The organism is Actinopolymorpha rutila, from assembly GCF_013407855.1.
In the GTDB taxonomy this organism is placed as follows: Bacteria; Actinomycetota; Actinomycetes; order Propionibacteriales; family Actinopolymorphaceae; genus Actinopolymorpha; species Actinopolymorpha rutila.
In genome coordinates, this window is record NZ_JACBZH010000001.1 from 6343335 (window position 1) to 6357968 (window position 14634).

Genomic DNA, 14634 nt, shown 5'->3' on the forward strand with positions numbered 1-14634 from the left:
GAAGCTCTCCGCGATGATCCGGGGACGATCCCCGGGGGTTCCGGGAGCTGACAGCCAGTCGATCGTGGCCCGAAGGCCGGAAGGGGAGGCGGCGTGCTCGACGAGGACACCGCGAGGTCGGAGGGCGACTGGCTCGCCCGCCAGGTCGGCGAGCGCGCCGCGTTCGTGCTGACCACCTACGCCGTCCCCTGCCTGCACTTCGCCCACGCCGAGGCGGCCAGGCTGTTCGACGCCACCGACTACCTCAATGCCACCGCCTACGGCCAGCTTCGCTACCACATCCTGTGTGAGGTGCTCGGCCGAGTGATCGAGCAACGCCTGCCGGCCGCCGACGTGCACCGGCCCAGCGACCGGATCGGCACGGCGTTCACGGTCGAGTTCGGTGGCCGGGTCGTCTACCCCTACAAGTACTCCGAGGGCGGAGCCGACCCCTACGCCGGCTTCCGGCTGGCCGACGACGACGCGCTCAAGGGCCGGCTGGCCCCAGGCGACGTGCCCCGGCAGGGCATCCTGGCCGGCATGCCGGAGCTACCACCGGGTGAGCTGCTCGTGCTCGCCTGGGCGGGCAACCACCACGAGGGGCTCGCCCGTGCGGTCCTCGGCGTCCCGGTCCTGAACGCCGGCCGGCTGCGCTGGGCCCATGGCCGCGTGGTCGAACTCGACCTGCGCATCGGGCAGGACCACACCGGACGCGACGACCAGGGCCGGCCCACCCTGGACCTGGACCGGATCGACGCGGACCTGGATGTGGACTTCGACGCGATGTTCCCCCGCTTCGGACGAAGCTGACACAACTCACCCGACCGGATTTATCCGGCCATAATCTTTTCACCGGTCACAGCTTTTTACCGGCCACGACTATTTCACCGGCCACAACCATTTCGCCGGTCACAACGCACCGGGGCCGATAACGTCCCGACGCCGGAAATAGCGTGCATTCCCGGTTTGGAACCATGGCAATTCCGGTGTCGATTTAGTTCCGCCCGGGATTCTCGACATTGCCGATTCACCCACTCCTGTTCGTTCCGTCAACCGGAGGGCGGGTATCGGCAAGCGCGTCGGCAACGCGGGATTCGAGCCCGCTGGGCCACACAACTTGCGGGGGTAGAAGCGCCATGCGAAAAAGGCTGCTCATCGTGGTGGGCACATTCATGACCGCACTCACGATGACGCTCGGACTGGTGCTCTATTTCGGCCGGGACAATTACACCCCGCCGCCGAATCCCCCGCGCGCACTCGACGAGGGGCCGGTCATTCTGGCCCCGCCCAACGCGAGCATCCGCCAACTCCAGGACCACCTGCGCAAGCAGCCCCGGGACTACCAGGACTGGGCACGCCTCGGGGTGTCGCTGGTCGACCAGGGACACGCGACCGTCGACCACACCCTCTACAGCCAGGCCGACCGGGCGCTGTCGAACTCGCTGCGGATCGAGTCCGACTACAACGACCTCGCCCTGCGGGGACGGGCCCAACTCGCGTACGTGCGCAACGACTTCGGTAGCGCGCTCGGCTGGGCCGACCGGGCCCTGTCGGTCAACGCCCGCGACCAGACCAGCAACCTGCTGCGGATCGACTCGCTGATCAGGCTCGGCCGCTACGACGAGGCGTTGCTCTCGGCCAAGGAGTTGCACGCCATGGAGCCGTCGGCGGGCGCGGTGATCCGGCTCGCGCAGCTGTCCGAACTCGGCGGGGACGCGGCCCGGTCGAAGGCGCTGCTCACCCGCGCCGGGGAGCTCGCCACCGCCAAGTCCGACCGGCTCCAGGTCTTCACCGCCCAGGGCGACCTCGCCCTCCGGCAGGGCGACTTCGCCGCCGCCGCCACCGCCTACCGCGAGGCGCGCCGGATCGACGCGACGTACCCGCCCGCGGTGGCCGGCACGGCGCAGGCGCTGTATGCCCAGGGCCGGCTCGCGACCGCGATCCGGTGGTACCGCGACCTCGCCCAGCGGGTTCCCGAGCCGGAGTACGTCGCCGAGCTCGGCGACCTCTACACCGCCGCCGGCAAGAACGGCAGCGCCGCCAGCCAGTACGACGTGGTGAGTACGTGGCAGACGATCGCCAGCGACAACGGCGTCCGGGTGACCATGGACCTGGCCAACTTCGCCGCCGACCACGGCAAGCACCAGCTGGCCCTCCGGCTCGCGAAGGCGGAGTGGAAGAAGCGGCACAGCATCGAGGTGGCGGATGCGGTCGCGTGGGCGCTGCACGTCTCGGGCCAGGACAAGCAGGCGGTGCCGTTCGCCAACTACGCCGCCCGCACCGGTTACAAGGACGCGACGTTCCTCTACCACCGCGCCATGATCGAGCGGGGAGTCGGCAACACCGCCCGCGCCCGCCAGCTGCTGACCGAGGCGCTCACGCTCAACCCGCGCTTCTCACCGCTGCAGGCGCCGGTGGCCCGCAAGATCCTCCAGGCACTGCAGGCCAAGCCGGCCGCCTCGTCCGTGTCGAAGGTGGCCGGGTCGAAGAAGTCGTGACCTGCGGTGACTCGGGGACTCAGGTGTCGAGCGCGTGCAGGCCGTCGCGTACGGCCTGCACGTGGCCCGCGAACCAGTCCCCGCCGGCCGCGTGTTCCCAGACCAGGGCGTACAACGACCACAGCACGCGGTAGAGCACGATCCGGCGTTCGAACTCCGCGTCCCGGTCCGGCTGGTAGCCACGCAGGACGAGTGCCAGCGAGGCGTCGCCGGCCCGTGAGTAGCGGCCGAACTCGTACGCCGGATCGCCGACGGTCGCGTCTCCCCAGTCGATGATGCCGGTCAGCCGGCCCTGCTCGGCGAACACGTGCCGCGGATGCAGGTCCGCGTGCAGGAGCACGCCGCGACGGTTGCCTCCCGCGCCACCACCGCCACCGTCGCCACCGACGCCGCCGGTCCCGTACGCCAGCAGCCCGGCGTCGGCGGCGAAGGCCGACCGCACCCGGTCGGCCAGCGGCTCGTCCAGGATCTCCTCGGCCACCAGGCCGGGGAGCTCGCCCAGCGGGCGGGCGATGACGTCGGCCCAGTTGGACTCCCGCCCACGCACCTGCTCCCCCGTCCCGCGCCCGGACGCGGTGAGCAGGCCGTACCCATCCACCTCGATCTCGTGCACCGCGCGCAGCCAGCGCCCGGCCGACTCCAGCGCGGCGTCCGCGTCGTCGACCGGGCCGCCGGGCAGACAGCGCATCAGCAGGTACGGCAGCCGCAGCGTCTTCCGGTCGGCGTCGACGGCCACCACCTCCGGCGCGGGCACGCCCACCGCGCGGACGCGTTCGCACGCCCACGCCTCCGACACCACCGCGTGGGCGTCACCGGCCTTGAGCACGAAGTCGCCGCTCCCGGTGGTGACGAGGAAGTCCTGGTTGCCGACGAACCCGGCCAGCGGCCGGACCGCGTCGACCGGCGCACCCACCTGCGTGCGCACCGCCGCCGCGACCGCCGCGTCCGGCAGGCGTTCGCCCATCGCCTCGTACGCGTGCACGTCCACATCCGCGTTGCTGTCCGCCATCGCACCCACCCCTTCCGGCCCAGGGCCTGTCCTGCGGACCCGGGCCGCAGTGACACTACCCGGGCCCGCCGAGCGCGGCTGGCCCGCCCGATAGCGGCCACTCACCGAAGATCCGTAGTCACGCCCCGCTCCGGACGCCTACAGTCACGCCGTTGTTCGCTCGACGTTTCACCGGCGGTCAGCGCATTCCCAGGTGGGCGCCGGATGATCACCGCCGCGTACGTCGCACGTACGGCTGCTGAGTGGAGGGGCACGCATGCGAGTCAGACGAATCGCCGGAGCGGGAGCCGCGGTCGCGGCCGCCGCGTTCCTGGCGGCAGGAACGATGGCGCCGGCACAGGCGAACGGATCGGGGAACGGCCCGAACGACGGGCCGGGCACCAAGACGGCGACGCCCATCAAGCACCTGGTGGTCATCTTCGGCGAGAACGTCTCGTTCGACCACTACTTCGGCACCTATCCCAACGCCGCCAACCCCGCGGGCGAGCCGGCGTTCAACGCCGCACCCGGAACCCCCACGGTGAACGGCCTCAGCCCGCTGCTCCTGAACCACAACCCGAACGTCATGGACGGGCACCAGGTCAACCCGAAGCGGCTCGGCCCCGACCAGGCGCTGACCTGCGACATGGACCACAACTACAAGGACGAGCAGGTCGCGGTCGACCGTGGGCTGATGGACCAGTTCGTGCCGGCGACCAACCGGACGTGCAAGGACCCCAAGCACTACTCCTCGCCGACGCAGGTGCTCGACTACTACGACGGCAACACCGTGACGGCGTACTGGAACTACGCCCAGCGGTTCGCCATGAACGACAACTCCTTCGACACCAACTTCGGGCCGTCCTCACCCGGCGCGATCAACCTGGTGTCCGGGCAGACGTCGGGCATCTACTCCGTGGGCGCCGACCGCAAGAAGACCGCCACGCCCGACCCGTACGTCGTCGTCGCGCCGAACGCCGAGGGCGTGGGCACGATGATCAACGACCCCGACCCGGCCTGGGACGACTGCTCCAACGCGTCCAAGAACCTCGCGGTGATGACCGGGACGAACGTCGGCGACATGCTCAACAAGCAGAACGTCACCTGGGGCTGGTTCGAGGGCGGGTTCCGGCCGCAGTCCTACACCGACTCCTCGGCGTACGACCCGGAGTTCGGCAAGACCGCCCAGTGCACCGCGAAGCACCCGATCGGCGCCGCGCTCGGCTACACCGGCGAGGCAGGCTTCACCGGTGACTACAACCCGCACCACGAGCCCTTCCAGTACTACAAGTCCACCGCCAACCCGCACCACCTCCCGCCGACCAGCGTGGACATGGTGGGCAAGCAGGACCAGGCGAACCACCAGTACGACCTGACCGACTGGTACGACGCGCTGGGCAACGGCAACCTGCCCGCGGTGAGCTTCCTCAAGGCGGCCAACTACCAGGACGGGCACGCGGGATACTCCGACCCGCTGGACGAACAGCAGTTCGTCGTCGGCGTCGTGAACAAGCTGCAGAAGTCCCGGGACTGGGCGTCGACCGCGGTCGTCATCGCCTACGACGACAGCGACGGATGGTACGACCACGTGGTGCCGCCGATCGTGAACGCCTCGCAGACCGACCAGGACGCGCTGAACGCGCCGGGCCAGTGCGGCACGGGTGCGCCGATGGGTGGTTACCAGGCCAGGTGTGGTTACGGTCCCAGGTTGCCGCTGCTGGTGCTCTCGCCGTACGCCAGGAGCAACTACGTCGACGGCACCATCACCGACCAGACCTCCGTCATGCGGTTCGTCGAGGACAACTGGCTCGGCGGTCAGCGGCTCGGTGAGGCGTCCGGCGCCGCGATCGACAAGGCGTCGTTCGACACGCTGGCGAACAGCCTGGACGCGATGTTCGACTGGCGGCACCGCGACCTGCGGCCGCTGATGCTGGACCCGGTGACCGGCCAGCCGGCGAAGGACCACAACGGCGCCTGAACCGGGCGAGAAGCCTCAACCAGGCGAAAAGATCCAGCAGCACAAGGGGTTCTCGGTGCGGACGCACCGGGAACCCCTTGTTTCGTTCAGGTCTCTCCTACCGGACCGATGTCGGCGCGGGGCGAGGCTGGTCCGGTCGCACTTCCGCCGCGGTGCGCCACCAGTGGCGTGACGCCAGCCCGGCCAGCGCGGCGCCGGCCGCGTTGACCAGTACGTCGTCCACCGACGACACCCGGTCCAGCCAGAAGACGTACTGTGCGATCTCGACCAGGGCCGAGCAGCCTGCCCCGAGCGCCAGGATCCGCGGCACGGACGCCAGGGCCGCGAACCGCATCGGGGCGAAGAACCCCAGTGCGGCGAAGATCAGCAAATTGCCGCCGATCCCGATCGGCCCCATCGTGGGCAGGTCCCGCAGCGGGATCAGACTCAGCCGGCCGGGGACGATGCCGGCGCCCGGCCCCGGCATCAGGGTCAGCCACACCATCGGCACCGTCCCGTAGACCATGCCCACCTCGGCCAGCGACGTCCGCCACGCCGAAGTGCTGCCGGCGGCACGCCGCCGGCACGCCAGCGCCCACGCGACCAGCGCGGGCAACGGCAGCGCGGCCAGCATCATGAACAGGACGCCGTTCTCGGTGTCGAGGCAGCCGTGCCACTGCCCGGCCAGGCACGTCGGAGCGGACATCAGGAGCGGGCGCCGCACGGCGAACGCCACGCACGCCACGCACGCCACGCACGCCAGGCCGAGGATCGCCAGGCTGACGAGCACGGTCCTTCGCGTACGGCCGGCCGGTGCCGGTGGGGCTGGGTCGAGGTTCACGCTCCCATTGCAGACGGGCGGCCGTTGCCGTGGCGTATGCGATTTTCGATACGTCCGCGATACACCGTCACCCCCGAGGCGACGCCGATCAGCCCCGGCGGTCGGGCACAAGCGTCACCTCGACGAACCGCGGCCGGTAGATCGTCACGTCGTCGTACAGATCGGCGTTCGGGTCGAGACTGTTGACGTTGTACGTCACCAGCAGGCGGTCGCCGCGGCGCAGGTCCGGGTGCTCGTGCGCGTTGTAGGTGAAGATGTCGGCGTCGGCGTAGGAACCGGCCGCACCCGTCTCCGGCGTCGTGTAGAGCGTCGCGGCCTCGGTGAACGGGCCGGTCGGCGAGCATCCCACGTAGGCGAGGATGCGCGAGCTGAACAACTCGCGGGTGTCCTGGGTGACCAGCAGGTAGCCGTCGCGCCAGCGGGAGACGCTGTACTCGTTGGCGACTCCCGGCATCAACCGGGCCGAGTCGGTCTCGGTGGGCGACCAGGTGCCGCCCGTCCAGTACTCCCACCTGCCGCTCGCGAGGTCGGTGCCGCGCACCCGCGCGAGGTGCATGTACTTCGTCAGGCCGAGGTCCTCCACGCCGTACACGTAGGTGAAGCCGCCCGAACGCAGCAGCCAGGACGCCCACTGCACGCCGGCCGCGGAGGGCATCGGAACGACGTCACGCAGCCGCAGGGTGTCCGGGTCGAACCGGCCGAGCTTGTTCTTCCGCCAGCCGAAGTCCAGCGGCCCCGGCCCGGTGCGGGCGAACTCGAGGAACATCACGTCCAGGGACGCGGGAGTCGCCTGGCCCGCGCCCAGCCAGTTCCACGTGCCCGGTTCGTCCGGCGGAACCAGCGAGTCGGGTGCCTCCGGCGTGCCGCCCGCCACCGTGCGCAGGGCCCCGCCGCGCTCGACGACGAACGAGTTGTTGAGGAACGGCACGGTCGTGGGGCGGCTGAGGTCGGCGTTCACCAGCCCCCAGAACGTGTCGGAGAACAACCACACGGTGCGGTGCCCGGGCAGCGGCACCGAGTAGGTGCTGTCGCCGCCGGTCCAGCCGACGCCGCTGTTGCCGTACGCCGCGAACCGCTCGGTGCGGGCGCGGTCGACCCGGGCCTGCGCGGTCCAGTGCCGGCCGGGCAGCGAGCAGTGCGCCGTCGTCCCGGGACCCGCGGCGGGTGCGCCGGCCTCGTCGGCCGCCGCGGGCGGGCCGGCGCCGAGCAGCGCGCCCGCGCCGACCAGCAGGCCGAGCCCGCTCGCGGCCAGCGCCGTGAGCCTGGCCGGCCTGCGTCTGCGCTGCGTGGTTGTGGTCGTCGCGGAGTTCGTCATGTCGGCTCCCGAGGCTCGCACGTCGATCGAACGGACGCCTTCACCTCAGCGGCCGGGTGGACGCGGGTCAACGGGGACGGACAGATGTAGGGCGGTTCCGGCCACGTGTCCTACGCGGCCGGGGTCCGCAGGACAGACCCTGGGCTCACCGCCCGCGGTCCGGTCTCACCCCAGGCCGAGCTCGCTCCAGCGTCGGTCACCCGGGTGGGGCCCGTCTCCGTCGAGCTCGTCCCGGCCGTGCTCGATGCGGTCCGGCTCACCGTGGCCGGCCTCGTCGACCGGGCCGCCCTCGAGCTGCCAGGACACGTCGGCGGACCGGTGCGACCGGCGTCCCTCGGACATGTTCGGCACCTGACCGAGGCGGTCGACCTGTTCGGCCAGCGCCTCCAGCACCGACCGGAACTGCACCTGCGCGACCCGGGCGAACGTACGGACGTACTCGATCTCCGACACCGGGATGTCGTATCCGGACCCGCCGTGGCCGGCTCGAACGTCCGCCGCTCCGCCGGGTGACCGGGCACCCGCCTCGCGCGCGGCGGCCTGCGCCGCCTCGTGTGCGCGCTCCATGATCTCCCGCTCCTGCGAACGCGCCGCCGACATCAGGTCACGGGCGTGCTGCACAGCCTCCTCGACCAACCGGTCGGCGACCTGCTGCGCCTGGCTGAACAACGCCACCGCGCGCTCGTTGATCTCCGGCGGAGCGTCCTGCCGATCCCGCAGCTCGGTCCGCAGCCGGTCGACCTCGGCCCGCAGCCCGTCGGCATCTGCCCGCAGGTCGGCGCACTCGGCCTCGGCAGCCTCGACCTGGCCCGCGACCCGGCCCAGAAAGGCACGAACCTCGTCCTCGTCGAAACCCCGCCTGCGCTGGGAGAACGTCGCGGACCGGATCACCTGTGGCGACCGCCTGGGCGCACGCGGCTCACGGGGGAAGTCACTCACTGCCCATCACCTTGCCTGCTGGCTTGCTGCTGTGACTGGTTGACGTCCCCCGCCGCTCCGAAGGACTCGAAGCGGATGTGCGTGCGGGAGATTCCGGCTTCGGCCAGCTTGGCGACGGTGTGCTCGACCATCGCCGGCGAACCGCAGACCAGCGCCGTCCGCCCCTGCCAGCTGCCGCCGCGTGCCGCGACGGTGCCGACCGGGCCTCGCGCGCCGGGGTAGGACGAATCGTCGGACACGACTTCTGTGTAGTCGAACCACGGCCGATGCGCCAGCTGGGACAGAAGCTCCCGCTCGTAAAGGCTCCACGGCATGCGTACGCCGTGGAAGAGATGCACCCGAGGCACCTCACCGGTGACCTGCCACCGCCGGTCGACCTGCTCGAGGACCGCACGCAGCGGCGCGAGTCCGGTTCCGCCGGCCACCATCAGCAGGTCGGTGGCAACGTCGTCGGGCAGCGTGAGCGCGGTGCCGATCGGCGCACCGAGCCGCACCGTGTCGCCGACCTTCGTGGACCGGACGATCGACGTGCTGACCTGGCCGCCGTCGACGAGCTGGACGTGAAGCTCGATCGAACCGTCCCGGCGCGGGGCGTTGGCCGGGCTGAAGTAACGCCACTGCCGCGGGCGCTGCGGCACCTCCATGGCGAACGACTGACCCGGACGGTAGTCGTAGCGCTCCTGTGGCTGGAGGCGGAGCACCGCGACGTCCAGCGTGCGGCGTTCGATCGCGGTCACGTCGGCCGACCACCACGCCGGGGTGTCGGCGGCCGCCTCCGCGGCCTCCACCATCGTCCGCGCGACCAGGCCGTACGCCGCGGACCAGTCGGCGGCGAGCTCAGGCGTCCAGGCCGGCCCGAGGAAGTGCTTCAGCGTGGCCAGCAACGACGCGCCCACCGCGCCGTAGTGCTCGGCGACGACGGAGAACCGCCGGTGCTCGCGGCCGAGCTGCTGGATGAGGGGTACGACCTCCTCGATCCGGTCGACGCTGCTGACGACGGCCCCGAGGGCACCCACCAGCTTGTCCCGCTGGGCGGCCATCGAGATGGGGAACAGCTCCCGCAGCTCGGGGTGGGACAGGAACAGATGGGAGTAGAAGAACAGCGGAACGTCGTCGCCTGACTTCGCGACGATCTGCCAACTGCTCTGGAGTGCGGCTGTGTCCATGTCTGGTCAGCCCACGGGATGGGTGACGATGTCCTTCTCGGCGGCCCCGAGGGCGGCACCGACCCGGGCGATCACCTCGGGCGGGACGCCGGCCTCGGTCAGCGCCGCCACCAGGTGGGCCACCACGGCGCCGAAGTGCTCCGCGGTGATCGGGAGGTCCGCGTGCGCGGCACGCAGCTCCCGGCCGGTGAACTCCGCCGGACCGCCGAGGACCTGGGAGATGAGCAGCGCCTGGTGCCGCTTGAGGCTGGTCATGTCCACGCCGACGAAGAACGGCGCGAGGTCGGCGTCGGCGAGAACCAGCTCGTAGAAGCGCTCGACCACGGCACGCACCGCGGGTCCGCCACCGATCCGGTCGTAGTCGCTCTCAGCCCCCGTGCCGTTGCTGTCGGCCATCCGATTTGCCTCATTTCATCCTGAAGGGCATGGATCAAGGGCATTGGTACCAGCGTGACGCGTTCAAGCGCAAGCTCAGGTTGGCAGCCGGACAGGAGCCCGGTCCACCGATCGTCCGGAATCAGCTGATCGTCGGGCACGTCCGGCCTTGCCCACAAGGAGATTCGGCACGGGCTGACGTGGCGGCATACCATGCGGTTGTGGGGCGGCAACCGCTAGTAGCCGTCCGCACATCGCTATGACCAGGGCCGGATCGGACGCCGCCGCACAGGTGGGCAATCTTCCCGTGGACGCGACCAGCTTCGTCGGGAGACGGCGGGAGCTGGCCGAGGTCAAACGCCTGCTGGCGAGCACGCGGATGGTGACGCTCACCGGATTCGGCGGAGTCGGCAAGACCCGGCTCGCCCTGCGCGCCGCACACGCCCTTCGTCGTTCGTTCCGCGACGGTGTGTGGCTGGTCGACCTCGCCAACGTCACCGACCCCGCACTGGTCGCACCGACGGTGGCGGAGTCGCTACGAATCCTCGAACGCTCCCGGCGCGACCCGACCCGGATGCTCGCCGACCACCTGCGTGACCGGCAACTGCTGGTGGTGCTGGACAACTGCGAGCACCTTCACGAGTCCTGCGCCGCACTGGCCGACCGACTGCTGGCGGCGGCACCCGGCCTGCACCTGCTGGTCACCAGCCGGCAACGGCTGGGCGTCGCCACCGAGCACACCCTCGCGGTCGCCCCGCTTCCGCTTCCTGACGCGCACGACCGGGCCGACGGCGACGGGACGGGTGCGCGGCAGGTGCCCGGGCGGTTCGAGGCGGTGGCGTTGTTCGTCGACCGGGCCGCCGCCGTCCAGCACGACTTCACCCTGACCGAGGAGAACCAGGACGCCGTGGTGGCGATCTGCCGGCGGCTGGACGGTGTCCCGCTGGCCATCGAGCTCGCCGCCGCCCGGGCGCGCGCCCTCACCCCGGCCCAGATCCGCGACCGGCTCGACCAGCGCTACGGCGTACTGACCACCGGTCCGTGCTCCGCCGACCCACGGCACCGGACGCTCGCGGCGATGCTGGACTGGAGCTACGACCTGTGCTCGGCGGGCGAACAGGCGATGTGGGCGCGGTCGTCGGTGTTCGCCAACGGTTTCGACCTGGACGCCGCCGAGTCGGTGTGTGCCGGCGACGACCTGCCCCGCGAGGACGTGATGGACCTCGTGACCGGACTGATCGACAAGTCCGTGCTGCTCCGGGAGGACCAGGCGGCCCGGGCGAGATACCGGCAGCTCACCCTCGTCCGCGACTACGGCCTGCGCCGGCTGGCCGACCAGGACATGGACGCCACCCGCCGGCGGCACTTCGCCTACTTCCAGGAGGAAGGCGTACGCACCGCGCGGCATGCCTTCGCGCCGCAGCAGGTGGAGTGGTTCGCCCGGCTGCGCCGCGAGCACGACGACCTGCGGGCGGCGCTGGACCACGCGCTGGCCCGGTCGGACCTGCGGCAGGCCGGTCTCAGGCTGGCCACCGACCTGCTCTTCCACTGGCTGAACGGCTACCTGAACGAGGGCCGGGAGTGGCTGGACCGGCTGCTGGCCGCCGACACCGCACCGACCGTCACCCGGGCCGACGCGTTGTGGGCGAACGCCTGGCTGGCCGTCATCCAGACCGACTTCGAGGCGGCGCGCACGATGTTGGCCCAGGCGCGGTCGATCCTGGAGACGGTGGACTCACCGAGCACGCTGGGGTACGTCGAGTTGTTCTCCGGGATGCTCGCCACCGCGACCGGCGACACCGATGCCGGGCTCGCGCACTACGCCCGGGCGCTGGAGATCCACCGTGCGAACCGGAACCAGCAAGGGATCGCGTCCACCCTGATCCGATCGTCCATGGCGCACTCCGCGCTCGGCGACTCCGCGCGCGCCGTCGAACTCGCCGACGAGGCGCTGACGGTCTGCGCCGCGGCCGGGGACAGCTGGCACCGTGCGAACGCGTTGCTCGCCCTGGGCATCGAGGTCTGGCGGCAGGGCGACGTCGCCCGGGCGACCAGCCTGGAACGCGAAAGCCTGCGGTACAACCAGCGCCTGGACGATCAGGTGGGCGTGGCCCTGAACCTCCAGGTGCTGGCACTCACCGCGGCGTCGGCCGGGCGGCCGGCCCGGGCGGCCGGGTTGTTCGGTGCGCTGGACACGCTGAGCCGCTCACTCGGGGTCTCCCTCACCGGCTACACCCACCTGTCGGGATACCAGGACCGCTGTGTCCGCGAACTCCGGGCCACGCTGGGCGAGGATGCCTACGCGCGTGCCTTCGCCGAAGGTGCGGAGCGCGGACACGACCATGCGGTCGCCGCCGCCCTGCAGGAGGGGCCGGACCGGCGCAGCGTCCACAGACCTGCGGGCAAGTCTCCGTTGACACCGCGCGAACGCGAGATCGCCGACCTGATCGCACAGGGACGTACGAACAAGCAGATCGCCGGCGCACTGGTGATCGCACAGCGGACGGCGGAGAGCCACGTGGAGAACATCCTCGTCAAGCTGGGCTTCACCTCACGCGCGCAGGTCGCCGCCTGGACCGCCGAGCAGGACCGCGCCGACGAAGGTCGCGGCGACGGTTAGGGTCTGCGTGTCCTGCGGTGTGGAATGGCCTGGCGGAGGGTGCTGTGAAAGTCACGGCGGTGGTGGTGCGTCCGGACGACGGTGCGGTACTCGTGCTGCCCTCGGGACTTCCTCGGGTGGAGGTCGCCGAGAAGCCCTGGTTCTTCGATGTCGAAGCTCCGGTGCGGGCTTTGCGGACGCAGCTGGGGATCGAGGCCTGCGTACTTGTCTGCCTCGACGACCAGCCGGACGCGACGGACTACCTGATGACCGTGGTCGGCGCGGTGCCCGACGAGGCTCGCTGGGTGAGCGACCTCGACGATCCGCTGGTCTTCGCCGCTCGCAAACACCTCGCGCTGCCTCCGGACTCTCCGGTGACTCCTGCCTGGACGATGCCAGGCTGGTATGCCGAGGCGATGCCGTGGATGGACACGCACCTCGAGGCGGCAGGTGCGCCGCGTACCGGCCTGCCGGTACAGGTGCGGTCGTGGGGCCTTTCGAACGTACTGCGGTGCCCGACGGCCAAGGGGGACGTGTTCTTCAAGGCGCTCGCACACTCCACGACGATCCGGCCCGTGCGACGGGATGCGTTGCCGTTGTTGTTCGCGCACGAGCCCCTGCTACTCCGGGAGCTCTCCGACGAGCGGCCCGCCGCGGTTCCCGCGCCGCTGGCGATCGACGAGAAGAGGGCCTGGATGCTGCTGCCGGACCTCGGGCCGGCCCTGGCCCACGAGCCGGACCTCTCGCTGTGGGTCGAGGCGGTCAAGGGGCATGCCCGGTTGCAGCGCAGCTACGCCGGCCAGGCCGATCGACTGCTGGCGTTCGGTTGTGTCGATCGCCGGCTCGCGGTCCTGAACGGCGAGATCGACCGGTTGCTCGGTCCGAACCCGGCGACCGAGCGGCTCGAACCCGCCGAGCGCGCGTTGCTGCCCCGACGGGCAGAGCAGTTGCGCGAGGCGATCGCCGAGCTCGCGGCGATCGGCGTACCGGAGACCTTGCTGCACGGCGATCTGCACCCGCGCAACGTCGCCGTACGCGATGGCCGCGTACTGGCCTTCGACTGGACCGACGCGGCGGTTTCGCACCCGTTCCTCGATCTGGTGACGTTTGCCGAGCAACGCTCACCGACCTCGCAGAACCCTCGGCTGAAGGACGTCTACCTCGCCGAGTGGGAGGAGTACGCGACACCGGCCGGTCTGCGCCGGGCGTTCTCGCTGGCGGAGGAACTCGGCGCGCTCCACCAGACGATGACCTCCCTGCACCTGCGCGACCACGTGTCCGACCCCGGCGCCGACGCGATGGTGCGGGGCGCCACCTCGTGGCTCCGCCGGCTGATCAGCTGACCGACGTCAGGAAGGCTTGACGGCCTACTGAGCCTTGCTGGGCGTGGGGGCCGGCGCGGCGAACGACCCGGAGACCGTGAGGCCGCCGGCCATGCCCTGCTGCTGGTGCCCCGTCGAGTAGAACGACACGTTGCCGTGGGCCGGGAGGGTGAACGCCAGCTTGGCGAGCGAACCCGGCTGCAGTTGCACGTCCAGGGTTTTGTCCGACGTGGTGAACGTGTGCGGCGTCTGGCTCTCGTTCTCCACCAGCAGGGTGATCTTCTGCCGCGGGCGGCCGCGGATGATGGTGGGCGAGAAGTAGAAGTCCTCGATCTCGACGTAGACGCTGCGCGCCTTCCGGACGTCCTTGGTGCCGTGGTAGTTGGCGCGGATCCCGGCGACCTTCACCTTGGCGCCGTACGCCAGAGGCTTCGGGGCGATGGAGACCGGCGTCACCTTCGGCTTGGGCGCACTCGCGGGCTCTCCACCGCCGCAGCCGGCGACCGTCGCCAGTGCGCACGACCCGACGACCAACCCGGCGACCAGCATCCTTGCCCGCATGGGAACCCCCCGACACCCAGTGGCCAGGTCCGACACAACGCGTTGGGCGCCGGCCGCCGCGAACAGTCCGACCCTAGGTCACGGTGGGGACGTG

The 14634-nt window shown here is 70.9% G+C and carries 12 protein-coding genes; 5 read left to right on the top strand and 7 right to left on the bottom strand.

What is annotated here, in order from left to right:
* The first annotated feature begins 93 nt into the window (after positions 1-93).
* Positions 94-789: a hypothetical protein gene (locus F4554_RS28480; RefSeq protein WP_179790656.1), complete on the top strand. Its 696-nt coding sequence runs from the start codon at positions 94-96 to the stop codon at positions 787-789.
* Between the two features lie 362 nt (positions 790-1151).
* The gene (locus F4554_RS28485; RefSeq protein WP_179790658.1) at positions 1152-2477 is read left to right on the top strand and encodes a tetratricopeptide repeat protein; all 1326 of its coding nucleotides are present in this window, start codon (positions 1152-1154) and stop codon (positions 2475-2477) included.
* Between the two features lie 19 nt (positions 2478-2496).
* Here the strand turns inward: F4554_RS28485 and F4554_RS28490 are convergent, their stop codons facing one another.
* Complete coding sequence (locus F4554_RS28490) at positions 2497-3486, bottom strand: aminoglycoside phosphotransferase family protein (RefSeq protein WP_179790660.1); 990 nt, start codon at positions 3484-3486, stop codon at positions 2497-2499.
* Positions 3487-3742: 256 nt separating this feature from the next.
* On the opposite strand from F4554_RS28490, the gene F4554_RS28495 reads away from it, so the two are divergent.
* On the top strand, positions 3743-5443 hold the full coding sequence (locus tag F4554_RS28495) for a phospholipase C (protein WP_179790662.1): 1701 nt from the start codon (positions 3743-3745) through the stop codon (positions 5441-5443).
* 97 nt (positions 5444-5540) lie between these two features.
* Here F4554_RS28495 and F4554_RS28500 read toward each other — a convergent pair whose 3' ends face one another.
* From F4554_RS28500 to F4554_RS28520, 5 genes are all read right to left on the bottom strand, one after another.
* The gene (locus F4554_RS28500) at positions 5541-6263 is read right to left on the bottom strand and encodes a VanZ family protein (RefSeq protein ID WP_179790664.1); all 723 of its coding nucleotides are present in this window, start codon (positions 6261-6263) and stop codon (positions 5541-5543) included.
* 88 nt (positions 6264-6351) lie between these two features.
* Entirely contained in the window at positions 6352-7578 is a 1227-nt protein-coding gene (locus F4554_RS28505) for a DUF4185 domain-containing protein (protein WP_179790666.1), read from the bottom strand.
* A 165-nt stretch (positions 7579-7743) separates the two neighbouring features.
* Positions 7744-8517 carry a DivIVA domain-containing protein gene (locus F4554_RS28510; RefSeq protein WP_179790668.1) on the bottom strand — a complete coding sequence of 258 codons (774 nt, stop codon included), beginning with the start codon at positions 8515-8517 and terminating at the stop codon, positions 7744-7746.
* Complete coding sequence (locus F4554_RS28515; RefSeq protein WP_179790670.1) at positions 8514-9683, bottom strand: globin domain-containing protein; 1170 nt, start codon at positions 9681-9683, stop codon at positions 8514-8516. The genes F4554_RS28510 and F4554_RS28515 overlap by 4 nt, the downstream gene beginning before the upstream one ends.
* Positions 9684-9689: 6 nt before the next feature.
* On the bottom strand, positions 9690-10079 hold the full coding sequence (locus F4554_RS28520) for a group I truncated hemoglobin (protein ID WP_179790672.1): 390 nt from the start codon (positions 10077-10079) through the stop codon (positions 9690-9692).
* Positions 10080-10317: 238 nt separating this feature from the next.
* On the opposite strand from F4554_RS28520, the gene F4554_RS28525 reads away from it, so the two are divergent.
* Positions 10318-12678: an ATP-binding protein gene (locus F4554_RS28525; RefSeq protein WP_179790673.1), complete on the top strand. Its 2361-nt coding sequence runs from the start codon at positions 10318-10320 to the stop codon at positions 12676-12678.
* A gap of 44 nt (positions 12679-12722) precedes the next feature.
* On the top strand, positions 12723-14000 hold the full coding sequence (locus F4554_RS28530) for a phosphotransferase (protein WP_179790675.1): 1278 nt from the start codon (positions 12723-12725) through the stop codon (positions 13998-14000).
* Positions 14001-14024: 24 nt separating this feature from the next.
* On the opposite strand, the gene F4554_RS28535 is transcribed toward F4554_RS28530, so the two are convergent.
* Complete coding sequence (locus F4554_RS28535) at positions 14025-14540, bottom strand: cupredoxin domain-containing protein (RefSeq protein WP_179790676.1); 516 nt, start codon at positions 14538-14540, stop codon at positions 14025-14027.
* Positions 14541-14634: the final 94 nt, after the last annotated feature.